General features: G+C 63.8%; 22 protein-coding genes, 1 tRNA gene and 2 pseudogenes. 12 read left to right on the top strand and 13 right to left on the bottom strand.

What is annotated here, in order from left to right; all coding sequences use genetic code 11:
- Positions 1–353, bottom strand: a pseudogene (locus KZZ07_RS28065) (DUF6880 family protein); the annotation flags it as partial.
- Between the two features lie 510 nt (positions 354–863).
- Between KZZ07_RS28065 and KZZ07_RS09320 the strand changes: the two are divergent.
- From KZZ07_RS09320 to KZZ07_RS09290, 7 genes are all read left to right on the top strand, one after another.
- Positions 864–2,009 (top strand): tyrosine-type recombinase/integrase, encoded by a 1,146-nt coding sequence (locus KZZ07_RS09320; RefSeq protein WP_219513705.1) that lies wholly within the window; start codon positions 864–866, stop codon positions 2,007–2,009.
- Positions 2,010–2,157: 148 nt separating this feature from the next.
- Positions 2,158–2,490, top strand: coding sequence for a hypothetical protein (locus KZZ07_RS09315; protein WP_255564246.1), 333 nt, complete (start codon positions 2,158–2,160; stop codon positions 2,488–2,490).
- Positions 2,491–2,728: 238 nt separating this feature from the next.
- Positions 2,729–3,400, top strand: a complete 672-nt coding sequence (locus KZZ07_RS09310; RefSeq protein ID WP_255564245.1) for a ZIP family metal transporter — start codon at positions 2,729–2,731, stop codon at positions 3,398–3,400.
- 278 nt (positions 3,401–3,678) lie between these two features.
- Complete coding sequence (locus tag KZZ07_RS09305; RefSeq protein WP_370631094.1) at positions 3,679–4,428, top strand: LOG family protein; 750 nt, start codon at positions 3,679–3,681, stop codon at positions 4,426–4,428.
- Positions 4,429–4,440: 12 nt separating this feature from the next.
- Positions 4,441–5,814, top strand: coding sequence for an MBL fold metallo-hydrolase RNA specificity domain-containing protein (locus KZZ07_RS09300; RefSeq protein ID WP_219513704.1), 1,374 nt, complete (start codon positions 4,441–4,443; stop codon positions 5,812–5,814).
- Between the two features lie 43 nt (positions 5,815–5,857).
- Positions 5,858–6,142, top strand: coding sequence for a hypothetical protein (locus KZZ07_RS09295; protein WP_219513703.1), 285 nt, complete (start codon positions 5,858–5,860; stop codon positions 6,140–6,142).
- A gap of 10 nt (positions 6,143–6,152) precedes the next feature.
- On the top strand, positions 6,153–6,512 hold the full coding sequence (locus KZZ07_RS09290) for a SpoIIAA family protein (RefSeq protein ID WP_219513702.1): 360 nt from the start codon (positions 6,153–6,155) through the stop codon (positions 6,510–6,512).
- Between the two features lie 73 nt (positions 6,513–6,585).
- Here KZZ07_RS09290 and KZZ07_RS09285 read toward each other — a convergent pair whose 3' ends face one another.
- The 11 genes and pseudogenes from KZZ07_RS09285 to KZZ07_RS09235 form a co-directional block, all read right to left on the bottom strand.
- Complete coding sequence (locus KZZ07_RS09285; RefSeq protein ID WP_219513701.1) at positions 6,586–7,413, bottom strand: F0F1 ATP synthase subunit gamma; 828 nt, start codon at positions 7,411–7,413, stop codon at positions 6,586–6,588.
- Positions 7,413–8,933 carry a F0F1 ATP synthase subunit alpha gene (locus KZZ07_RS09280; protein ID WP_219513700.1) on the bottom strand — a complete coding sequence of 507 codons (1,521 nt, stop codon included), beginning with the start codon at positions 8,931–8,933 and terminating at the stop codon, positions 7,413–7,415. The genes KZZ07_RS09285 and KZZ07_RS09280 overlap by 1 nt, the downstream gene beginning before the upstream one ends.
- Positions 8,934–8,936: 3 nt before the next feature.
- On the bottom strand, positions 8,937–9,674 hold the full coding sequence (locus KZZ07_RS09275) for a F0F1 ATP synthase subunit delta (protein ID WP_219513698.1): 738 nt from the start codon (positions 9,672–9,674) through the stop codon (positions 8,937–8,939).
- A 4-nt stretch (positions 9,675–9,678) separates the two neighbouring features.
- On the bottom strand, positions 9,679–9,927 hold the full coding sequence (locus KZZ07_RS09270; RefSeq protein WP_219513697.1) for a F0F1 ATP synthase subunit C: 249 nt from the start codon (positions 9,925–9,927) through the stop codon (positions 9,679–9,681).
- Between the two features lie 13 nt (positions 9,928–9,940).
- Entirely contained in the window at positions 9,941–10,609 is a 669-nt protein-coding gene (atpB, locus tag KZZ07_RS09265) for a F0F1 ATP synthase subunit A (protein WP_219513696.1), read from the bottom strand.
- Between the two features lie 3 nt (positions 10,610–10,612).
- A complete protein-coding gene (locus KZZ07_RS09260; protein WP_219513695.1) occupies positions 10,613–10,885 on the bottom strand; it encodes an N-ATPase subunit AtpR in 273 nt (90 codons plus the stop codon).
- Positions 10,882–11,169: an AtpZ/AtpI family protein gene (locus KZZ07_RS09255; RefSeq protein ID WP_219513694.1), complete on the bottom strand. Its 288-nt coding sequence runs from the start codon at positions 11,167–11,169 to the stop codon at positions 10,882–10,884. Before KZZ07_RS09255 ends, KZZ07_RS09260 begins: the two co-directional genes overlap by 4 nt.
- Positions 11,166–11,615: a F0F1 ATP synthase subunit epsilon gene (locus KZZ07_RS09250; protein ID WP_219513693.1), complete on the bottom strand. Its 450-nt coding sequence runs from the start codon at positions 11,613–11,615 to the stop codon at positions 11,166–11,168. Before KZZ07_RS09250 ends, KZZ07_RS09255 begins: the two co-directional genes overlap by 4 nt.
- Positions 11,612–13,054, bottom strand: a complete 1,443-nt coding sequence (atpD, locus tag KZZ07_RS09245) for a F0F1 ATP synthase subunit beta (RefSeq protein WP_219513691.1) — start codon at positions 13,052–13,054, stop codon at positions 11,612–11,614. Before atpD ends, KZZ07_RS09250 begins: the two co-directional genes overlap by 4 nt.
- Positions 13,055–13,058: 4 nt before the next feature.
- Positions 13,059–13,934, bottom strand: coding sequence for a universal stress protein (locus tag KZZ07_RS09240; RefSeq protein WP_219513689.1), 876 nt, complete (start codon positions 13,932–13,934; stop codon positions 13,059–13,061).
- A gap of 271 nt (positions 13,935–14,205) precedes the next feature.
- Positions 14,206–14,682 (bottom strand): annotated as a pseudogene (locus KZZ07_RS09235) (transposase); the annotation flags it as partial.
- Between the two features lie 496 nt (positions 14,683–15,178).
- Here KZZ07_RS09235 and KZZ07_RS09230 point away from each other — a divergent pair.
- The 4 genes from KZZ07_RS09230 to KZZ07_RS09215 all read left to right on the top strand — a co-directional run bounded on the left by KZZ07_RS09230 (position 15,179) and on the right by KZZ07_RS09215 (position 20,207).
- A complete protein-coding gene (locus KZZ07_RS09230) occupies positions 15,179–15,907 on the top strand; it encodes a hypothetical protein (RefSeq protein WP_219513687.1) in 729 nt (242 codons plus the stop codon).
- A gap of 119 nt (positions 15,908–16,026) precedes the next feature.
- Entirely contained in the window at positions 16,027–16,302 is a 276-nt protein-coding gene (locus KZZ07_RS09225; protein ID WP_255564243.1) for a helix-turn-helix domain-containing protein, read from the top strand.
- A 57-nt stretch (positions 16,303–16,359) separates the two neighbouring features.
- Entirely contained in the window at positions 16,360–19,326 is a 2,967-nt protein-coding gene (locus KZZ07_RS09220; protein WP_219513686.1) for a bifunctional DNA primase/polymerase, read from the top strand.
- A 101-nt stretch (positions 19,327–19,427) separates the two neighbouring features.
- A complete protein-coding gene (locus KZZ07_RS09215; protein WP_219513685.1) occupies positions 19,428–20,207 on the top strand; it encodes a hypothetical protein in 780 nt (259 codons plus the stop codon).
- A 99-nt stretch (positions 20,208–20,306) separates the two neighbouring features.
- Here the strand turns inward: KZZ07_RS09215 and KZZ07_RS09210 are convergent.
- Positions 20,307–20,396, bottom strand: a tRNA-Ser gene (locus KZZ07_RS09210).
- Positions 20,397–20,554: 158 nt separating this feature from the next.
- Here KZZ07_RS09210 and KZZ07_RS09205 point away from each other — a divergent pair.
- On the top strand, positions 20,555–21,247 hold the full coding sequence (locus KZZ07_RS09205) for a nitroreductase family protein (RefSeq protein ID WP_219513684.1): 693 nt from the start codon (positions 20,555–20,557) through the stop codon (positions 21,245–21,247).
- Positions 21,248–21,254 lie beyond the last annotated feature (7 nt).

The following is a 21,254-nucleotide window of genomic DNA, read 5'->3' as shown; positions in this document are numbered from 1 at the left end:
CGAACACCTGTTCATGGGTGGCGATGAAACGCAGCAGCCGGTCCACGGCGAGCCCCGGCGCGGCGGCGCGGCGGCGCCGAGCTCGGAGGTGAGGGTATCGGTCAGGCTGCGCAGATCCTTGGCAAAGGCGTGGGCCTTGTCCCATTCGATGAAACTCCGGGCCCGCGCCAAGCCGGAAAGCCGCCGGTCGACCAGCTTGGCTATGGCCTGCGGCCCAGCCTTCCGGCCAGCGCTGCCTTGACCTGCCGCCGAAACCCGGCGTTGCGCTCGGCCTCATCCAGCACCAACTGCGCGAGCTTTTCGGCGCCAAGGTCTTTCAGCTTGTCGGTGGAAAGCGCGGGTTTGCGGGCCATGGGGGGGCTCGGTCTTGGATAGTTTTCCTTAGCACCTGCCTTGGGCAGATCGTTGGGGCAAGTCTTGAGGTTTGACTGACGAGAGACTGCGGGAGGATGGCGGGGCTGCGAACCGCAGTCGTGACGCAGGGTGTATCTGGTCGCAAGTGACATGCCAATCTGGCAGCATCTGCTTCGGCAGATGTGTGATGGCAGAGACCAAACTTGGTCCGCAGCAATTTACCGCCGCTCCGTCACGCCCGGAGCATGTCGCGTCGTTTCCAAGCGTAAATAGCATGGTGGGCAAATAGGCGGGTATGGTCGCCGTCGCGCTTTTTTTTCAATATTATCAAAGGTAAATGGCGGATAGGAAGTCCGACGAACTTTGGTTCGCGGATGTTCATGAAAATACAGATATGTCCATATTTCATCATTAAATATTGGTGGTCTACATCTGCCCAAGTTCCTTGCTGTTCACAGGCGTTCATGTCAAACCACGTTAAGGTGTGGGAATGAATGTGGGAACCGTACATGGCGCTCAGTACCCGCAAGGTTGAAACAGCAAAGCTTGGTCGTCACACCGACGGGCGCGGCCTCATGTTGCTTGTCAAGCCATCCGGCGCACGATCGTGGGTCCTGCGCTACCAGAAAGGCGGCCGCCGTCGAGACATGGGGCTTGGAGCATGGCCAGAGGTCACACTGGCGATGGCCCGCGACAGGGCACTTGAAGCGCGCAGATTGCTGGAGGCCGGACAGGACCCATTGACCGAACGGGAGAAGACCACTTCGGTGAGTTTCAAGACTGCTGCTGAAGCGCTCGTAGAGACCAAACGCAGCGGCTGGCGGAATGCCAAACATGCCGCGCAGTGGACATCTACGCTCGCCACCTACGCCTTTCCGTCACTTGGCGAACAGGATGTCCGCAGGATCGAGACACAGGACATTCTTGCCGTCCTGAAACCGATCTGGACCGAGAAGCCCGAGACGGCCAGCCGTTTGCGGCAGAGGATCGAGGCCGTTCTGGATTACTCGAAGGTGATCGGTGCACGTGAGGGTGAAAACCCGGCGCGGTGGCGCGGACACCTCGACCACATTCTGCCTCGCCCTTCCAAGGTGCGTGCCGTCGTGAACCATCCCGCGCTAGACTGGCGCGAGGCCCCAGCGTTCATGGCGAACCTCGCCGAGCGGGAAGGTTTCGGAGCGCGGGCCCTGGCCTTCGCCGTCCTCACTGCCGCGCGTTCCGGCGAAGTCCGAGGGATGCGCTGGCGTGAGATCGACGCTGCGAACAAGGTCTGGACCATACCGGCCAAGCGTATGAAAGCTGAAAAGGAACACCGCGTCCCGTTGGCGGATGCTGCGCTAGTGCAATTGGGCGAAAGGTCAGAACCTGATGCGCTGGTGTTCCCCGGTGGCAAAGCGCTGGACCGCCAACTGAGTGATATGACGCTGTCTGCCGTCCTCAAGCGCATGAACCGTTCAGACATTACTGTCCATGGGTTTCGTTCGACCTTTCGGGATTGGGCCGGCGAAACCACTGTCTTTCCGCGCGAAGTCATTGAAGCCGCGCTTGCCCATCAATTGAAGGACAAGGCCGAAGCCGCCTACGCCCGCGGTGATTTGTTCGAGAAAAGGCGGAACCTTATGAGCTCGTGGGCGGAGTTTCTCTCAAAATACTGATGTATATAATGAAATACCCTCCTCCGCCATCGATGGCCTCGACGGCCTCATAGGAGAATTACTGGTCGGCGGCACGGGAGCCGTCGTTCCCGAGACGGTCACGCTCCATGTCCCGTTCCGCATCGTGAAGCGCGGCGGACGGAAGGAGATGCAATTGCCGGACGGCGCGATGCCATCGCGCCGGACGGACAGCACGCTGGTCAAGGCGCTGGCCCGTGCGTTCCGATGGAAGCGGATGCTCGAGTCGGGCGAATACGCCACCATCGCCGAACTGGCCGAGCGGGAGGGCATCGCGCCCTCCTACACGACCCGCGTCCTGCGCCTGACCCTGCTCGCACCGGACATCGTCCAGGCGGTCCTGAACGGGAAGCAGGGACAGGAGGTGACGCTGGCGCGGGTGCTGGAGTATCCGTCTTCGTCAAGTGACGGTCGGTCGCCATTCACGTTCGTCCCGCAACAGAACGTTGGCGAGGATGAGTAGCTTTCGCATGGGGAAGCACGTCTGCTCGTGCATCCCTGCTACCATGCCGATTTCACGAGATGAATCCCTCAAATAATTCAAGCAAGAGAGCCGTGAACATCTAAATTTTTAATCCTTCGGCGGTGCCTTGGCTTTTCACAGCCCTTGGACCACGTCATGATCCCCTCAGCAGCTGAATGGCGGGCGCCCTTTGAAGGATATCATTCTGTCCCTGGTCTACGGCGCCTTTGCTGGGCTGATGATCCCGGTCGGCGGCTATCTAGCCAGCGTCGAACGCATCCAGCCGCGCTGGCTCGAACAGGAGGTGCGCCACAGCGTGATGGCCTTTGGCGGCGGCATCCTCATGGCCGCCGTCGCCTTTGTACTGGTGCCCCAAGGTCTTGAACTGATGCCCATCTGGGCCGCGCTGGTCGCCTTCTTCGCGGGCGGCGCGACCTTTGCTCTCGTCGAACGGCTTCGCCACACCCATGCGAAAAGCAATGCGCAGTTCCTGGCCATGCTTACCGATTTCGTGCCCGAGGCGATCGCGCTTGGTGCGATCATGGCCAGCCAATCGTCCGAAGCGGCGCTGCTGGCGCTGCTGATCGGCGGCCAGAATCTGCCCGAGGCCTTCAACGCCTGGCGCGAACTCAAGGCGCGCGGCCGACACCGGCGCCGACACGTCATGCGCATTTTCTTCGCTCTGTCCGCCATCGGGCCCGTGGCGGTCGTGCTTGGATATGTCTTTCTCGCCGATCTGCCAGTCGTGACCGGCGCGATCATGATGTCCGCGGCGGGGGGGATCCTCTACCTGATGTTCCAGGACATCGCCGTGAAGGCACATCTGGACAACCGGCAGGCGCCCTCGCTGGCCGCCCTCGCGGGCTTCGCCCTGGGCATGGCCGGCAACGCGCTGCTCGGCGGCGGATGAGGCCCCGGCCTTGACCGGCGTCAAAGACAGGCTCCGCACCGGCCCCTAGGCTTCCTCATCAAGGGGAAGAGCGCTTGACAAACCACCATTCAGAGCCAAACGCCAAACCAGCACCCGCGCACCCGGTGCGCCGACACGAGGCGCTGCCTTGGACGACACCCAAATCCGGACACGAAGACCCACGCGCCGCGGATCTCGTTCACGCCATCCTGAATAGCCCCGAATACCGACAGGCGGACGAAGATGTGGGCTTTCTCGCTTTGGATGGGACGCGGGGGGTGCGGCTGGAATTGGACTACCTCAAGGCCGAGACCCTGCTCGCCGAACAGGGCGTGCGCCACAGCATCGTCGTCTTCGGCGGCACCCGCCTGCCGGAACCCCGCACCGCCCACCTCAGGGTCGCCAGCCTCGAGGCGCAATGTGCCCAGGCGCCGGATGACGAGGCCCTGGCAGACCGGCTGCGCATCGCCCGCAGGATCGCCGCGAACAGCCATTACTACGAAGTCGCCCGCGCCTTTGGCCGCCTCGTCGGCGAGGCCGAGGGTAGCGCCGGCAACCGTCTTGCCTTGGTGACGGGCGGCGGCCCCGGGCTGATGGAGGCCGCCAACCGCGGCGCCTATGACAAGGGTGCGCGTACAGTCGGGCTCAACATCACTCTGCCGCATGAACAGTATCCGAACCCTTATGTCACCCCGGGACTGTGCATGCGCCTTCGCTATTTCGCGATCCGCAAGCTGCATTTCCTTCTGCGTGCCCGCGCGCTCGTCGTCTTTCCGGGCGGTTACGGCACGCTCGACGAATTGTTCGAAACCCTGACGTTGATCCAGACCCGCAAGATCGAACCACTGCCCGTGGTTCTGGTCGGGCAAACATACTGGACACGGATCTTCGATGCGGACGCCTTGGTCGAGGAAGGCATGATTGCCCCCGAGGACCGCGACCTGTTCTGGTTCGCCGAAACCGCCGAAGAGATCTGGGCCGACATTCTGCGCTGGTATGACCGCGCGGGCAAACCGCTAACCCCCTGAAGGAAATTCGCCATGCACATCTCTTTTCACGGCGCCGCCGGCGAGGTCACGGGATCCTGCCACCTCGTCACCGCTGCGGGGCGTCGGATCCTTGTCGACTGCGGCATGTTCCAGGGCGGTCGGGAATTGCACGAACTGAATGCCGAGCCCTTCGGGTTCGAGCCCGCCGAGATCGACGTCCTATTACTGACCCACGCGCATCTCGACCATTGCGGACGCATCCCGCTGCTCGTCAGACGAGGTTTTCGAGGCCGGATCCTATGCACCGACGCGACCCGCGACCTCGCCCGCGTCGTGATGCTCGATTCCGCCCAACTTCACGAGGAGGAGGCCAGGCGCCGGAGGCACCATGGCCAACACGATGCCGAGCCGCTGTATGACTCGATGGATGCGCTGGACAGTCTCGACCGCTTCGGGCCAGCCGCCGAGTATGGCAAGCCTGTCCAACTCTGGGAGGGCGCCAGCGCCACCTTCCACGACGCCGGGCATATCCTGGGGTCGGCCAGCATCCTTCTGGACCTGACCGAGGACGGGGACAGCCGCAGCATTCTCTTTTCAGGCGATGTGGGCCCGCGCGAGCGGCCGTTCCTGAACCCGCCCTCACCGCCTGCGACAGCCGATGTGGTGGTGATGGAGACGACCTATGGCGACCGGGACCACCGCGCGCTTGCCGACTCGGTGGAAGAGTTTCATGAGGCGATCGAGGCCGCCGCGGCGCGGGGCGGCAATGTCATCATACCCACCTTCGCGCTGGAACGCGCGCAAGAGCTTCTGTTCTACCTTCGGGAGGGGATGGAGGCTGAAACGCTTCGCTCCTCGACACCCGTCTATCTGGATTCCCCGATGGCGATTTCGGCCACCCGCCTGTTCCGGGCCCACCCCGAAGCGATGACACTCGAGGTAGCGGAGATGATCCGCAAAGGCCAAGATCCCTTCCAGCTGCCAGACCTGCATTTCGTCCAGGAAACTCGGGATTCCATGGCGCTGAACCACGTCCATTCGGGCGCGATCATCATGGCCGGATCGGGGATGTGCACCGGTGGGCGCGTGCGCCATCACCTGCGCCACAATCTTGGCCAACGGAATTGCAGCGTGATCTTCGTCGGCTTCGCGGCAGAAGGCACCCTTGCCCGCATAATCATCGACGGCGCCCGCTCGATAAAGTTGTTCGGGGATCACGTCCGGGTCAAGGCGCATGTCCATACGATCAACGGCTTTTCGGCCCATGCCGGGCGGCACGACCTGCTGGATTGGCACCGCCGCGCCGGCACGCCCGCGCGCACCTTCCTGATTCATGGCGAAGAGGACGCGCGTGCCAAGTTCGCAAAAGCCTTGCGGGATACGACGATCGAGATGCCAAGGCTGCACCAGATGTATGAACTTTGAAGGCCGCCCGCGGGGCGACGCATGACCAGGAAGGACCGAATTGATGGCTACGGACAGTTACGTTTCCCACCTCAAGGAACGGCTCGCGAAAAACAATGCCGACATTACTCGGCTCGAAGAACGGCTTCAAAGTGCGGATGAACCCGACAAGGCTCGGGCCATCGCGCAGTTGGTGCAGTGCCGGCAACGCCATGACACCCTGGCCGAACGGATCGCCCGCGCTGAGACAGAGGGCGCCGACGACTGGTCAGCGCTGCACGAAAGTTTCCGCGACGAGGCCGACGCCATCAGCGACACGCTGGCGCGCTGGCTCAACCGGCTGGACTAGGAGCCCGAACATGATCGTAGTGATGGATGGATCCCAAGGCAAGGTGGTGGGGCTCAGGGTCACCGGCACGTTGCATGCGACGGATTACGAGACCCTTCTGCCGATGCTGGAAGAGCGGTTCACGGAACATGGCAAGCTGCGGGTCTTGTTCCATGCCGACCCCGGGTTCCAGGGCTGGGACCTGAAGGCGGCCTGGGACGACACCGCCTTCGGCTTTGCCCATGTCGCCGATTTCGAACGCCTCGCCCTCGTCGGCGCGCCGGACTGGGTGGTCTGGTGCGTCAAGCTCAGCGCCTTCCTGTTCAAGGGAGAGGTCCGCGTGTTTCCCGCCGATGATCTGGACGCAGCATGGGATTGGGTCCGGGCCTGAGTGGGCGTTTCGCGTCCTTCGCGAACGCGGTGTCCCCGGGGCGGCGTTGGGACTGCGCCAAAGCGCGACATCCTCAACCAGAGGTGACCGCCTCTGCCCCGACCACCACGTCAAGCATGTCCGCGGTCGTTTCCTCCTGCCGCGCGACCCGCTCCTGCCGCTTCAAGGTGTCCAGCCGATCCTCGATGTTGCGCGAGGCCGCATCCATCGTTCGCAGGCGCTCGACATTCTCTGCGGCAAGGCTCTGCATCAGGGCCGAGGCGATCTCGGCAAATAGATACTCCCACGCCAGTTGTTGCAAAAGCTGCTGGGGCGGCATCTGGATGATGGGCGGCTCGGGCGTCTTCGCGCCCTTCGGTCGCGCCGCCTCCAATGGCAGGATCCGCGTCTCCTTGATCTCGAAGGCCGAACCGGGCCGGTGGTCCGCATGCAGAACCCGCACCGCGCCAGTGCCCTGCGCCAGTGCCACGATCCGGCGCGCCAGCGCCGTCACCGCACCTGCCCGCGAGGTCATGCCGAACACATGGTCCGCAACAAGTCCCCGCTCATCCGCCGATACCTGCCCACGCCGCCCTACGAGGAACAGCTGCTCGTCGTCCAGCCGAACCCGGGCCGCGCGTTCCACGAGCCGAGTGTTGAAGCCGCCGACAAAGCCGTTTTCCGATGTCAGGACGATCAGGACGGCCGATCCATCCGCGGCTGCTGCGGACGGTCCGGTCGTCTCCAGCGGCGCAATCGACGCGATTGCCGCCTCGACCGTTGCACAATAGGCTCGCGTACCGGCAAGGGCCTCGCGCGCCTCACGCGACCGCGACGCGGCCATGGACCTCAGCGCGCCGACAAGGTCGCCCAGTTCGGACAAGCTTTCCAGCCGTGACTCGATGCGGGACAGCTGTTCCATCAAATCTGCTCCGCGTCCGACGTCCCGATACAGCGGTCAATCAGTGCAAGCAGGTCTTTCCGGTCTTCGTCGGACAGGGTCGCGGACTGATCGATCTCCGCCGCGATCCTCGGCAGTTCCGCCGGCAACCTTTTGGCAAGCGTTGCGCGTATCCCGGCGACCTCGTCCAGCGGCACATCGTCCAGCCTCCCTTGGGCCACCGCCAGCAGCAGCGTTACCTGGAGCGACAAGGGGAGCGGCGCATATTCCGTCTGCTTGAGGATCGCCCGGAGGCGACGGCCATGCGCGATCTTCCGGGCCGTCCGATCGTCCACCATGGCGCCGAACCGGGTGAAGACCTCGAGTTCCAGAAACTGTGCATAGTCGAGCTTGAGCGAATCCGCGAGCGTCTTGATCGCCTTGGCCTGGGTGGCTCCGCCGACGCGGCTGACGCTGATGCCAACGTTCACGGCCGGTTTCTGACCCTCGAAGAAAAGCTTGGGCTCCAGGTAGATCTGGCCGTCGGTGATCGAGATCAGGTTGGTGGGTATATAGGCGGTCATGTTGCCCGCCTGCGTTTCGGCAATGGGCAGCGCCGTCAACGATCCCCCCCCGTTCCGCCCGGACAGCTTTGCCGCGCGTTCCAGAAGTCGGGCATGCAGGTAGAAGACATCACCCGGATAGGCCTCGCGGCCGGGCGGCTTGCGCAGCAGCAGCGACAGCTCGCGATAGATGATCGCGTGTTTGGTCAGGTCGTCGAGGATCAGCAGCGCGTGCTGGCCGCGATCGCGGAAATACTCGGCGATCGTGCAGGCAGCGTAGGGTGTGATCCACTGCGCCCCCGGCGCGTCCGACGGGCCGACGACAAAGACCGTGCGATCCACCGCCCCATGCGTCTTGACCGCGTCGATCACGCGGGCCACTGTCGATGCCTTCTGCCCGATGGCGGCGTAGACACAGATCACGTCCGACCGTTTCTGGTTGATGATCGTATCAATCGCGATGGTGGTCTTTCCGGTCTTGCGATCGCCGATGATCAACTGCCGCTGCCCTCGCCCCAACGGGATCATCGCATCGACGACGGTCAAGCCGGTCAGCAGCGGTTCGGTCACGAGATCCCGATCCACGATGCCCGGGGCCGGGCGTTCCACCGGGTCGCGCCGCTCCCCGACGACCTCGGGTCCGTCGTCCAGCGGTTCGCCCACGGGCGAGATCACGCGGCCCAGCAGCGCTTCTCCGACCGGGACCCGGGCGATTTCGCCGGTCCCGTGGACGGCGCTCCCGGCGGAAATGCCTTCGCCATGTGCCAGCAGGACCCCTCCCACGCCCGCCTGGTCGATGGTCATGGCAAGCCCCAGGGTGCCGTCCTCGAACTGCAGCAGCTCGTCCAGCCGCGTGTGCGGCAGCCCGGCGACATGGACGACACCATCGCCGATGGCGGTGACCCGCCCCGAATGCGCGATCCCCGGCGCGACCTCGGCCTTGTCGAGCCGCGCGCGGGCGTCTGTGATCCACCGTCCAAGATCGTCCTCGAATGCCACGGGTCAGGCCTCCAACGCCTCGGCCGCCCGGTCGAGCCTGCCGGCCACCGAGAAGTCGAACACCGCATGGGGATAGCGCAGAAGAGCTCCGCCAAGGATGTCCGGATCTACCTCGAAGGCAGTTCGGATGTCGCCTCCAAACCGCTCGGACAGGGCCTTGCGCCACTCGCCCTGCACCCTGTCAGTCAACGACACGGCCGTGACCACCGTCAGCGCCGCGTTCTCGGCATCCAGATCTCGCAACAGGTCGGCCCTCTCGGTTTCGGGCAACTCGTCGATCTGCGCTGCCGCGCGGGCGATCGCATCCCGGGACGTGGCGGGCCGGTCCTCCAGGGCCTTGCGGGCGAGCGACGCCGCCAGATCGGCGATCTGGCCGCGCAGAGCCACGAGCGCGGCGTCCTTGTCCCGTTCGATCCGGTCGCGCGCCTTTGTCAGCATCTCTTCGGCGGTCTTGCGGGCCTCTTCCAGGATTGCGACGCGCTCGGCCTCGATGTCCCCCCGGAAGACAGCGTCCGTCTTGCGCGCCTCCTCTTCCAGCGCCGCACGCTTTTCCTCGTAAGCCTGCCGGGCCTTCTCAGCCTCCTCGGCCTTGTCGGCGGCGTCATCGGAGGCCTTGCGGTCGGCAGCCTCGCGCGCCTCGATGATGCGGCGGACGGGCCGGTAGAGGAACCGGGTCAGTAGCCATATGACGATCAGGAAGTTGATCGTCTGAAGCGCAAGCGTCCACCAATCGATCTGCATGAGGTCAGCCCGTGAAGGGGTTGGCGTAGAGCAGCAGCAGCGCGATGACGAGACAGTAGATCGCCATGGTCTCGATCATCGCCAGCCCCACGAACAGCGTCCGGGACAGCGTGTTCGCGGCCTCGGGCTGGCGGGCGATGGCCTCCATCGCGGCGGCCACGGCGCGACCCTCGCTGAAGGCCGGCATGATCGCCCCGAAGGACACGGCGACCACCGCGCCGATGATGCTGACGACTTCGACCAGATATTCCATGGAACTCCCTTTCTCATGCCTCCACGGCGCCGACGGCGGCGGCGATGTAGACGGTTGCGAGGACGGTAAAGATATACGCCTGGATGATGCCGATCAGTATCCCCAGCAGCAAGAAGGGGATCGGCACTAGCAGACCGGCCAGGAACACGACGATGGCGATGACGAATTCATGGCTCATCATGTTGCCGAACAGCCGGATCATCAGTGAAAAGGTGCGCGTCACCTCGGCCAGCAGGTTCAGTGGCAACAACAAGGGGCTCGGTTCAAGGTAGTGCTGCAGGTAGCGTCTCGCGCCCCGGCGGGTGACACCGTAGAAATGGACCGAGAGGAAGACGATCAGTGCCAGTGCCGCCGGCGTTTCGATATGGCCGGTGGGCGGCGTGGCGCCGGGAAAGACGGCGGCGAGGTTGGCGAGGCAGAGAAACAGGAACAGCGATCCTAGAAGCGGTATGTAGGGCCAGGGATCGCGCCCGAGGATCTGGCGCAATTGGTCGGCGATGGTCAGCACGACGATTTCCAGCCCCGCCTGCAAAGCCCCTTGCTTTGCACCCGGACGGCCGAAAGCGACGTAGAGCAGCCCGGCCAGCAAACCCATGATCACCCAGGTCGTCGCGACGGCGCGGCTGATCGGCACCGGGCCGAGATGGAACAGGATGTCCGGAGCAAGTGGGCTGCCCTCCATGCCTCAGGCTCTCTCTGCGCGGCGGATCGCCACCGTTCGCGCCACGAGGAACCCCCCGAGAACGGCGAGCAGCGGGAGCGCGCCCTGCATGGCGGAAAGCGTCAAAACCCCGGCCGCCAGCACAAGCCGCAACGCCAGCCAGCCCAACGCGGCGCGCGCGGTACCGGGAGGCTGGATCGCCGCCACGGTACGCGCGATCAACCACAAATAGGCTGCCCCGAACACAGTTCCAACGGCGAGCCAGGCAATCAGGATCATCGTATCGGGCATGGTCATTCCTCGTTCATCCTTTTCCAGGCCAGGTAGAACCCGAGGCCCGCCCCCAGGAAGGTCATCGCCCCGCTGAAGGTCACCCCGGAGCCGAACAGACCGTCGAGCCAGCGACCGGCAAAGACCCCGATCAGCGTCGGCACCACCACCAGCCAGCCCAGCGCGCCCACCATCGACAGGTTCTTCCACAGCGGGCGCTCGCCCTGCTGTTTCCAGCTGTCTCGCCGCTGCTTGCGCAGGCGCACCGCCTCTTCCATGTCCTTGCGGCCCTTGTGGTTCGGCGTGCTCATGACGCGGTCTCATCGGCCCGCCGGTCAAGACGCGGCGGCGTGCCCGGCCCGTCGCGGCCCGCGCGCAACACGCGTTCGATCTGGCGCATGGCGGCCAGGTGCAACCGCGTTTCTGCGGTGCGCGTGACGTCCTCGGTCTCGTCGGCGCGCTGCAAGTCCTCCAGCGCCGATGGACCCAGTTCCTCAAGCTGATCCTCGCGCCAAGCGCCCCGCGCGGCAATCTCGATCAGATCCCCGCCGCTAACGCGCAGCACACCGCCCCTGATCAGCACGAAACCCTCGCGCCCGTCGCCGGACCAGGTCACCACCGAAACTGGCAGGACGGTAACTAGATCGGCGTGCCCCGGTAAGATACCGAAGGCACCGGTGGCGTCTTCCGCGCGCAGATGGGCGAGATCGTCTACGTTTTCGACGACCGCGGTTGGCGTGGTCACCAGCAGCCTCATGCCGCCGCCCCCCGTTCCTTTGCCCGGGCGTCCTCTATCGTGCCAACCATGTAGAGCGCGCTTTCCTCCCAGGTGTCCGCCTCACCGCCAAGGATCGCCTCGCACCCCTTCAACGTATCCTCGATCTGGACCGACGCGCCGGGGATGCCGGTAAACTGCTCGGTCACGGCAAAAGGCTGGGTCAGGAAGCGGATCAGCCGCCGCGCGCGGCCCACCGCCTGTTGGTCATTCGCGCTGAGTTCCTCGATGCCCAGAAGAGAGATGATCTCCTGCAACTCGCGATACTGCTCGATCAGGCGCCGGACCTCTTCGGCGATGGCATAGTGCCGTTCGCCCACGACGGCAGGGTCCTGCAACGTGGAACTCGACGCCAGCGGATCGACCGCCGGATAGAGCCCTTGGGCGGCCATGTCGCGCGACAGGACGATGGAACTGTCGAGATGGGTAAACGTCTCGGCCACGGCCGGGTCCGTGAAATCGTCGGCTGGGACATAGACCGCCTGGATCGAAGTCACCGCCGCGCCGTGGGTGGAGGCGATCCGCTCTTGCAGCTCGGCGATCTCGGTGGCTAGCGTCGGCTGGTACCCCACGCGCGAGGGCAGCCGGCCCAGAAGCCCTGACACTTCGGATCCCGCTTGGACAAAGCGGAACACGTTGTCGATCAGCAGCAGCACGTCGCGGCCCATCGCGTCGCGGAAATGCTCGGCGACCGACAGCGCGGACAAGGCCACGCGCCAGCGCGCCCCTGGGGGCTCGTTCATCTGGCCAAAGACCAGCACGGTACGGTCGATCACTCCGGATTTCTTCAGGTCCAGCCAAAGCTCATGCCCTTCGCGGGATCGTTCGCCGACCCCGGCAAACACCGAGGTGCCCTTGTACCGGTCGGCGATGGACCGGATCAGCTCCATGATCAGAACTGTCTTGCCCACCCCGGCGCCGCCGAACATCGCCGCCTTTCCGCCTCGGGCCAGCGGAGCCAACAGGTCGATGACCTTGATCCCGCTCAGGAAGGGCTCCGTACGGGCGCTTTGCTGAGCCAGGGCGGGCGGCTTGCGGTGGATCGCGGCGCGCGGCGTGTCCCTGGGCAGGTCTTCGCCCCGGTCGATGGTCTCACCCACCACGTTCATCAACCGACCCAGGACGGCGTCCCCGACGGGAACACTGATCGGCCCACCAGTGTCCAGTACCCGGGTTCCGCAGGCAAGGCCGGCGTTCTGCTGGATCGCCACGCACCGCGCAGTCTGCGGATCGACGTGAAGTTGCACCTCGAGCGTCAGCCGCCCGGGCCCCTGCCAGCGCACGTCCAGGGCGGTATTGATCGGCGGCAGGTGTCCGATTGGAAAACGGACGTCGACCACCGACCCGGATATCTGCGACACCCTGCCCGCCACGTCATGGCCCGGTTCCTTGTCCCGACTGGCATCATCATGTGCTGTCATCGGCTCAGTGCGCCATCAGCACGGGCATGGGGGCATTTCGGATGACGTGGCGCGTCATGCCGCCCAGCACGGCCTCGCGGTAGCGGTTGTGACCATAGCCGCCCATAACGATCACCCCGGCGCCATTCTCCCGTGCCGCCGTGACCAGAGACGCGCCCAACGAATCAAAGCCACGCGGCCTTATGTCGGCCTTCGCCGAGATGCCGTGCCATGACAAGTGTTCTAGGACTTCTGTGGGCTCGGCCACATACTCACTGGCCTCGGAAAGCTGGAGAACGGTTGCGCGCTGCGCCACCTGCCCGGTCGCCAGCCAGGCCGACACCGCACGTGCCGCGCCACCACCCCCGTCCCACGCGATAAGCGCATGACCCAAGTCGGGTGATGATGGGCCAGTGGCCTCGGGCAGGAACAGGACAGGGCGCCCTGAGCGCAACAGGGTTGTCTCTAGCGCGTTTTCCAGCAGGAGATGATAGCTGGTGAAGGCACCGGTAAAGATCGCCATGTCATGCGCCTTTGCGTATTCCGGGATCTGAATGGCCGGGTCGCCAACCAGAACCTGCCATCGAGCGCTGGCGGTCTTGGCCGGAGTCGGTCCGTCGACCATCGCGATCCCGGTCTCTCGGCAGAGGACGGCAAACCGCGTCTCGGCCTGCTCGGCGGCCGCAAGTCCGTCTGCTTCGACCCGCGTCCGCTGCTCCCTGTTCGCCTGGTCGGCCACCGTGGGATCTAGCCCCAGGTAGATAAAGACATCCTTGGGGTCGGGCCGCACGAATGCGGCGTCCAGATGCGCTCCCAACGACCGCGCGACCGCAAGCGCCGACAAAAGACCGGTGCGGTCCTGTGCGACCGGGGCGACGGGTGCGACAACTGTTCTGATCATGGCCTGCTTATGTGTCCTTCTCAGGCAGTGGGACGGGAGCCGCACGGGGAATGCACTTCGAACACCCGGAATTTGCGGAAACCGCGCCGGCAGGGCATTGATTCATGTCAAAGAAAGAAACCTTTGGCACATGATCTTGTGATGCGTCTCCGTTAATCCCTGTCACGCGGCCAGTCGCGGGAAAGGCTTACGCATGGCGGGCCTCCTTTGCGCGGTCCTGGTGCTTTCGGCACTGCTGTCCGCCTGCCTGCCTCCGCCCCCCCTTCGGTGTCGAGTTCTGCTTGTTGGCATCCGCTTCGATCAGGCTGGCATCGACGGCCATGCGCTGGCCGCTGACCAGACCTTCCTCGATACAGCGTGCGACGGTCACCTCGAACAGATGACGCTGCAATTCGGTGTCGCGAAACCGGCCGTGGCGGTTCTTTGAGAAGGTCGAGTGATCCGGGACCTGGTCGCTCAGATCGAGGCGACAGAACCAGCGATACGCGAGGTTTAGATGCACCTCCTCGCACAGCCGCCGCTCCGAACGGATACCGAAGCAATAGCCGACCAGCAGCATCCGGATCAGCAGTTCGACATCGACGGAGGGACGGCCCGTGTGGCTGTAGAAATCTGCAAGATGGGCACGGATGCTGCTCAGGTCGACGAACAGGTCGATGGATCGAAGCAGGTGGTCTTGCGGGACATGATCCTCAAGCGAGAACTCGTAGAAGAGCGCCGGTTGCCCTTCTTGCCTTGGTCCCATCATTGCCAATCCTCCCGCCCGATGTCGGAATTGAATTAGCACGACGCTCATCGATCAAGCGCGAGTTTTTCAACAAAATCCGCCCTTGGTGCCTGGCGTCACGGCATGCTGCATCGCAGAAGACCGAATGCTGCGCTGAATCTGGAGGTCGGCGAACGTTCGATTTCTGTTCCTTCTCACCGAAAACGACTGGCATCGAAGTGTTCAGGTTGGCGCGATGGAAAAGCACTTCTGGCCAATGACTTACAGGCTATTCACCAAAATCGCGCAGTCATCAGGTCCAGAGAATATCGGGCGAGAGAACGGATTTAGGGCCAATTGCCGACAAGGCGGTGTTCAACCCGCACTGCAACCCCCTTTGAAAACAAGCGAAAATCCGGCGGCGACCAGATCAGAGAAACGCTTGCGCGAGGGCAAGTGGCGGGGTGGATGGGATTCGATCTGTCGGACAATCCCTGACCTTGTTAATTTCGACCAAGGCAATAGTGGGAGGATCAAGTTGGACGAAGACGGCAAGCTTCCCGATGATGACGACGTCGCATTGCGTGCCCGGGCGAAGGCTAGCCTCCATGCCACCCTGTCAAGGTCGCCGGTCAGGCTGATTGGCAAAGATCAATTGCGGAAACGCGCGCGTGAACTTGAAAAGCGGCGCAGCGGCCCGGATCAACCGGTCACGTCAAAAAGGCTTGCCCTGAAACTCCGTAATGCCTGCTGGTTCACCGAAGCCGCTGTCGAAACTTCGCGCGAGGCGGACGAAATCCTGTTTGAACCGGACAACCTGCCTAGGATCAGCGACCGGGGCGTGCCCGATGCTTCAACACGGAAAGAAGCCAAGCGAACCGTGGCCCGTGCTGTCGCAGCCCTGGACAAGGCGGAGCGGTTGCTTTCTTCCCACGACGTTTCAGCTTTCGCCACCTTGGATCAAAATGCAATCCAGCCGCTTCGCGACGAAATCGCCCGCATCGAGTCGGCATTGATCGTTCCCTGGGGTTTGCGGCGCGGAACCCCAGCCTTGGCGGTGTTGGCCGCATATCTTCATGGGGTCGTATTCGACCTGACCGGCAGTTGGCAGAGATCCTCGCGCGAAGACGAAAAGGGAGATCGGTTCATCAGTAACTGGTTGCATTCTGTAATTCGGGCCGTGGTCCCGACGGATATCTCCGATCATCAGATCGGGCAATGTGTCGAAACGGCCATCAAAAAGAAAAAGACTCTGACCTCGCGCTAAACCGGACCGTTTTCCGCCCGTCTCCGCGCGGGGAGTTCGCTATCGTTCATCTGCTATCGCTTCGGTGACCCTGATCCGCGCGTCCCTGACGCTGCGGTACCCTCGGAGCGGAGCTAGCAATGAACCGGAGCCATTCGTGGAAAAAGAATGCCTTTGCCGCGGGCGCGGGCATGGACGAAACGCCCGCAGACTCCCCGGTTCACCCGGTTCTCGCCGTCGCGCCAGCCGAGGGCGCCCGGATATCCGGGGTTGGCCGCACCAAGTTCTACCAAGCGATCAGTTCCGGTGACTTGAAGAGCTTCAAGTTCGGCAGCCGCCGCCTTGTTCGTGTCGCGGAGATAGAAGCCTGGCTGAAACGCCTCGAAGCGGCCGCAAGCGGCGAGACCGAGCGGTAGGTCGTGGACGGGGCGCCCCACCATAGCGACCCCGGCAACAAGCAGACAGACAAGAGGGTGGCCGGCGGCCGCCCCCAAGGTGCTGCCCACATTACTTTCGCCGAAGGCGCGGCGCAGCTCTTCGCGCAGGGTTTTGAGCCACTCCCCATCCTGCCCGGCAAAAAAAGGCCGGCTGTTTCGCGCTGGTCCAAGACCCCAATCGATTCGGCGACAATCGACACATGGAGCCGGAAATACCCGGGTTATGGCATCGGGCTGCGCACCGGGCATCTGGTCGGCCTGGACATCGACATCCTTGACGATCCCGACGAGGCGCATCTCGTCCAAGCGCTGGCCTTTCAACGCCTCGGAGAGAGCCCGGTCCGGGTCGGTCTCTGGCCGAAGCGGTTGCTACTCTACCGGACCGACACACCCTTTCCTAAGATGACGGCCGGTCATATCGAGGTGCTCGGCGCAGGCCAGCAGTTCGTGGGTCTTGGCATCCATCCCGATACTGGCCACGCCTATTACTGGCCTGACGGCGAGACACCGCTGGACCTGAGCCTCGACGACCTCCCGTTGGTCAACGAGGAGATGATGAAGGCTTTCCTGGCCGAGGCCGCGCCGGGTCCGCAGAATGTGTCCAGTGGGCTGCGCAGCCGTGGACCGGCCAGCCGGGGTATCCATCGCGAGAACGGGGTCGTCGTGGACGGGCGCGACGGCTGGCTGAGCCGGATCGCCTTCCACGTTGTGCACGACGCTCTCGATGCCGGTAGGCACATCGGTGCCGACCGACTGGCCGAACAGGTCTGGATCCGTTTCGTCGACAGCACGAATTTGGAGCGGCCACGTAAGGACGGTGGTGAGCCCTACGACATCAAGGATGCCCGCAAGAAAGTCACGGACAAGCTGCGCCTGGCCCGGGACGGGTGCCTCCCGCCGCGGGACACGGAGGTGCCGGAGCCGGGTTACACGCCTCCCGGGTTGACCGCCGCGGAGGGTCGGGAACGCTTGCAGACCCTGTTGGCGGACTTCTGTGCCGACGTCCTCGACTGGCATGCGGGCAAAGCCACCGATCTGCCCGCCCAAGGCATCCGGGCCACGGTCGGTCTCGGCAAGTCCCACGCCGCGCGGGAAGAGATCCAGAGGCTGATGGAACGCTTGCAAGCCCGGGGCCTGCCACATCGCGTGCTGGTCTTCACGCCGTCACACGCGCTGGCCGAAGAAATGGCCGTGTCCTGGTCAGGAAGGGGTTTCGAGGTGGCCGTGCTGCGCGGATACGAGCGGAAACACCCCTCGGGCGATCCGATGTGCCGGGACATCGACATGGTGCGGGCGTCCCTCGACAGCCGCCTGCCGGTGTACGAGACCGCTTGCGTGTCTAAAGACGGCACCCGGTGCCGGTTTTTCGAGACCTGCCTCAAGCAGCACAATCGCCGCGAGGTTGCCGCGGCGGATGTGGTTGTCGCGCCCTACGACGCGCTGTTCTCGGGCTTTGCCTTCGACGAGGACAACGTGGCACTGTTGCTGGTCGACGAGGGCTGCTGGCAACGAGCGGTGGAGGTGGACCGGGCCCTGGCCGTCGAGGACCTGCTGACCGAGCCGGTCAGCGGCATGGGCGGCGATCGTGTCGGACGAAGACTGGTGGACGCCATGGCAGACCTCGTGGCGTTCCGAGAGAGTCTTGCCAGGGCCCTGGTCTCGGTCACTGAGGGCAGCGAGATGGTCCCGGCCCTGAAGTCGGCAGGCCTGAACCACGATGACTGCCTCTACGCGGCGAAGCTGGAGGACCGGCGCAAGCAGGACCCGGAGCTTGCCCCGGGGCTGGCTGCCGGGCGTAGGGCGCCGGCTTTTGCGACCGCGAAGACCAATGACCGCATCGACCGGCTGGCCGCGATCTGGACCGCCCTGGCTGACCTGATGCGGTACGGCGCGCAACCCGGTCACCTGGTACAGGTTCACAAACCGAATGGCGCTGGCCGCTGTGTCATCGAGATGCGTGAGCTGAAACGCCTGCATGACAGCCTGCGCGTCAAGCCGGTCCTGCATCTGGACGCAACGCTACGCCCCGCACTCGCGAGTTCCGTCTTGCCGCCCATGTCGGTTGAGTCGATCGAGGTCGCGGCGCCGCACATGTCTGTACGCCACGTCCAGGGCAGCTTCGGCAAGTCGATGCTCTGCCCTCAGCCGGGGCTGGCGGAAGCGGAGCTGCGCCGCCGGGAGAACCGCCTGCGCGAATGCGTCGATTACGTCCGCTGGCACGCCCGTCGGGTCTTTCCCGGCCGGGTGCTGGTCGTCACCTACCAGTCCATCGAGTCGGCGTTCATCGACATCCCGAACGTCGACACCGCTCACTTCAACGCCGTCGCCGGGCTCGACTGTTACAAAGACGTCTCGTTGCTGATCAGCATCGGTCGTCCTCTGCCGCCGAGCACCGAGGCAGAGGCGCTGGCGCAGGTCTTTCTGGGCGACATCGTGCAGGCAGGCTACATCGGCACTCGGGCGGGCATTGTCATGCGCACGGGCAAGACCCGCGGTCTGTCTGTTGTCCGACACGCCGACGACCGGGCCGAAGTCCTGCGGACGGCAATCTGCGACGACGAGGTGATCCAGGTGGTTGGTCGCGGACGCGGCGTGAACCGTACGGCGGCAAACCCGCTGGAGGTGCACATCCTCTCCGACGTGGCCCTGCCAGTGATCTACGACCGGTTGACAGTCTGGGACACCGAGAAGCCTGACCTGTTTCAGAAGATGCTCCTGCGCGGGATCGCGACCGACAGTCCGGCGGACGCTACGGCGCTACATCCGGAGATGTTCAGCAACGAGAAGAAGGCGCAGAAGTCTTTCGAACGGGCTGCATTTAAGCGACAAACCCCTATGAATATCTCTTATAGGGAAATGTCGCTTAAATCGGCTTCCTACCGACGTCTCGGGCGTGGGCGTGGCTGGCAACGTGCCTGGTGGATTCACGGCAGCGCTGAAGCGGCCAGATCGACACTCCTAGAGGCGATCGGTCCAATCGATGGTTGGAGCCTGGTGGAGTGACAGAGCGTCTCAAGGTCTGCAGATCCAACTCGCCGCACGAGGAGGATGCCATATGATATCGCCAAGCCTGATCGACACATGGGCAACAATGCAGGATCGAAATGGCCAAGACTGATGACACCCGTTTCAACGCAGTCCGGCATGGCATCCTATCGCAGCACACATTGCTGCCGTGGGAGGCTGCCGAAGAATACAATGCCCTCCTCGATGCGCTCCTGTCCGAGCATGTTCCGTCCGGTCCCACCGAAACGCATTTCGTCGAGGAAATTGCCGGAATCTTGTGGCGCAAGCGCCGGCTCCGCATGGCCGAGAACGCCAGTCACAGATCCTCATTCGCTTTGGCCAGTTCAGATCCGGAAACTCGGGACTCGCCCTTCACCTTGAACGCCACGCCTACGCCTGCCGAGGCGGCACTGGCGCACCTTCCGCACGAGACAACTGTAAAGACTGCAAGTGTCCTGCAGACGTCCGATGAAGAAGATGCCTTCGATGCCGCCGATCAGACCGAATGCGAGACACGATGCCGCGATGCGCTCAAGCTGGCCCAGGACGGCCGGGCCGAGGATGCGGAAGAGAGTCTTCGGGAAGACACACGCCTCTGGTTCGAAGAAGAGTTGCGCGCAGGGACCTTTGGAAACCTTGCACGGGACAAAGCCCTCGTTCGCGCGCTCCAAGGTCACCTCTTGCCGTTCTTCGTCAGGAAACGCGAAGAAGCAACACTGCGGCCCATGGTCCGGGATTTTCTCCACGCCAACGCGTTCTGCCCCGACAAGATGGGTCGGCTCGCTCGATACGAGACTCACCTCGACCGCAAACTCGAACGCATGTTGTCCATGCTTCTCAAGTTTAAGTCGCTTCGGAGAGACAACGCGAGCGCGTGATCCGTTTCGCAAAAAAGCCCGCGCGTGGGAGCGATTGTGGGAACGCACGTCGAGCGTCAGAACTTTCCAATTGAAAAACAATGACTTGCAGGTCAGCAATGGCGGAGAGGAAGGGATTCGAACCCTCGAGACGGTTTCCCGCCTACACACTTTCCAGGCGTGCGCCTTCGACCACTCGGCCACCTCTCCGTCGACCCGTTTAGCAAGGACTGCGCATCGGCTGCAAGAGGCATTCGGACCTTCATTCCCTGTGGTGGCGTCGACCCGCGCCCAACTCACCCGCGTCAGGCTTGCATCCCCGAGCGCGGGCGCCGCACTCTATGGAACGAAGTGCAAGGAGGGCGGGAATGTTCGCGCGGAAACAGCTGAAATACGAGGCAATGGATCTGCCCGACCGGGTTTCGATGCCGGATGAGGAAATGGTCCGGGCGGCTGAGGCGTTTAATGACCGGATGAAACGGCGACACTCGGTCCGCGACTTCTCTGGCCGTTCGGTGCCACGGGCGGTCATCGAGGATTGTATCCGTACGGCCGGATCGGCCCCCTCCGGGGCCAATCATCAGCCCTGGCATTTCGTGGCGATCTCGAACCCCGGGATCAAGTCGCGCATCCGCGTCGCCGCCGAGGAAGAAGAGCGCCGCTTCTATGACGGCGCGGCGGGGGATGAATGGCTGCGGGCGTTGGAGCCGATTGGCACCGGGCCGGATAAACCGCACCTGGAGATCGCGCCGTGGCTGATCGTGGTCTTTGCGCAGCGCTATGGTCAGTTCGACGACGGCACGCGGTTCAAGAACTACTATGTGCCGGAAAGCGTCGGCATTGCCACAGGTTTTCTGCTGGCGGCGCTGCACCATGCGGGGCTGGTGTCCCTGACCCATACGCCGAACCCGATGAGATTCCTGAACGAGCTTCTGGGGCGCCCCGAGTCCGAAAAGCCGGTGATGATCATCGCCGCCGGACATCCGGCGCCCGGGGCAAAGGTGCCGGCCGTGGCCAAGATCAAGAAACCCCTGGACGAGATCCTGACCCTGGTGGAGTGACGGGCGG

Source organism: Mameliella sp. CS4 (assembly GCF_019392335.1).
Lineage (GTDB): Bacteria > Pseudomonadota > Alphaproteobacteria > Rhodobacterales > Rhodobacteraceae > Antarctobacter.
Note: the sequence above shows the minus strand (reverse complement) of the source record. Positions and strands in the feature narration are given on the sequence as shown.

What these genes read in the sequence shown, in the direction of transcription:
- KZZ07_RS09320 (WP_219513705.1), top strand. Translation starts at nt 864, where the DNA reads ATGGCGCTCAGTACCCGCAAGGTTGAAACAGCAAAGCTTGGTCGTCAC.
- KZZ07_RS09315 (WP_255564246.1), top strand. Translation starts at nt 2,158, where the DNA reads ATGCAATTGCCGGACGGCGCGATGCCATCGCGCCGGACGGACAGCACG.
- KZZ07_RS09310 (WP_255564245.1), top strand. Translation starts at nt 2,729, where the DNA reads ATGATCCCGGTCGGCGGCTATCTAGCCAGCGTCGAACGCATCCAGCCG.
- KZZ07_RS09300 (WP_219513704.1), top strand. Translation starts at nt 4,441, where the DNA reads ATGCACATCTCTTTTCACGGCGCCGCCGGCGAGGTCACGGGATCCTGC.
- KZZ07_RS09295 (WP_219513703.1), top strand. Translation starts at nt 5,858, where the DNA reads ATGGCTACGGACAGTTACGTTTCCCACCTCAAGGAACGGCTCGCGAAA.
- KZZ07_RS09290 (WP_219513702.1), top strand. Translation starts at nt 6,153, where the DNA reads ATGATCGTAGTGATGGATGGATCCCAAGGCAAGGTGGTGGGGCTCAGG.
- KZZ07_RS09285 (WP_219513701.1), bottom strand. Translation starts at nt 7,413, where the DNA reads ATGGAACAGCTGTCCCGCATCGAGTCACGGCTGGAAAGCTTGTCCGAA.
- KZZ07_RS09275 (WP_219513698.1), bottom strand. Translation starts at nt 9,674, where the DNA reads ATGCAGATCGATTGGTGGACGCTTGCGCTTCAGACGATCAACTTCCTG.
- KZZ07_RS09270 (WP_219513697.1), bottom strand. Translation starts at nt 9,927, where the DNA reads ATGGAATATCTGGTCGAAGTCGTCAGCATCATCGGCGCGGTGGTCGCC.
- atpB (WP_219513696.1), bottom strand. Translation starts at nt 10,609, where the DNA reads ATGGAGGGCAGCCCACTTGCTCCGGACATCCTGTTCCATCTCGGCCCG.
- KZZ07_RS09260 (WP_219513695.1), bottom strand. Translation starts at nt 10,885, where the DNA reads ATGACCATGCCCGATACGATGATCCTGATTGCCTGGCTCGCCGTTGGA.
- KZZ07_RS09255 (WP_219513694.1), bottom strand. Translation starts at nt 11,169, where the DNA reads ATGAGCACGCCGAACCACAAGGGCCGCAAGGACATGGAAGAGGCGGTG.
- KZZ07_RS09250 (WP_219513693.1), bottom strand. Translation starts at nt 11,615, where the DNA reads ATGAGGCTGCTGGTGACCACGCCAACCGCGGTCGTCGAAAACGTAGAC.
- atpD (WP_219513691.1), bottom strand. Translation starts at nt 13,054, where the DNA reads ATGACAGCACATGATGATGCCAGTCGGGACAAGGAACCGGGCCATGAC.
- KZZ07_RS09240 (WP_219513689.1), bottom strand. Translation starts at nt 13,934, where the DNA reads ATGATCAGAACAGTTGTCGCACCCGTCGCCCCGGTCGCACAGGACCGC.
- KZZ07_RS09225 (WP_255564243.1), top strand. Translation starts at nt 16,027, where the DNA reads ATGAACCGGAGCCATTCGTGGAAAAAGAATGCCTTTGCCGCGGGCGCG.
- KZZ07_RS09215 (WP_219513685.1), top strand. Translation starts at nt 19,428, where the DNA reads ATGGCCAAGACTGATGACACCCGTTTCAACGCAGTCCGGCATGGCATC.
- KZZ07_RS09205 (WP_219513684.1), top strand. Translation starts at nt 20,555, where the DNA reads ATGTTCGCGCGGAAACAGCTGAAATACGAGGCAATGGATCTGCCCGAC.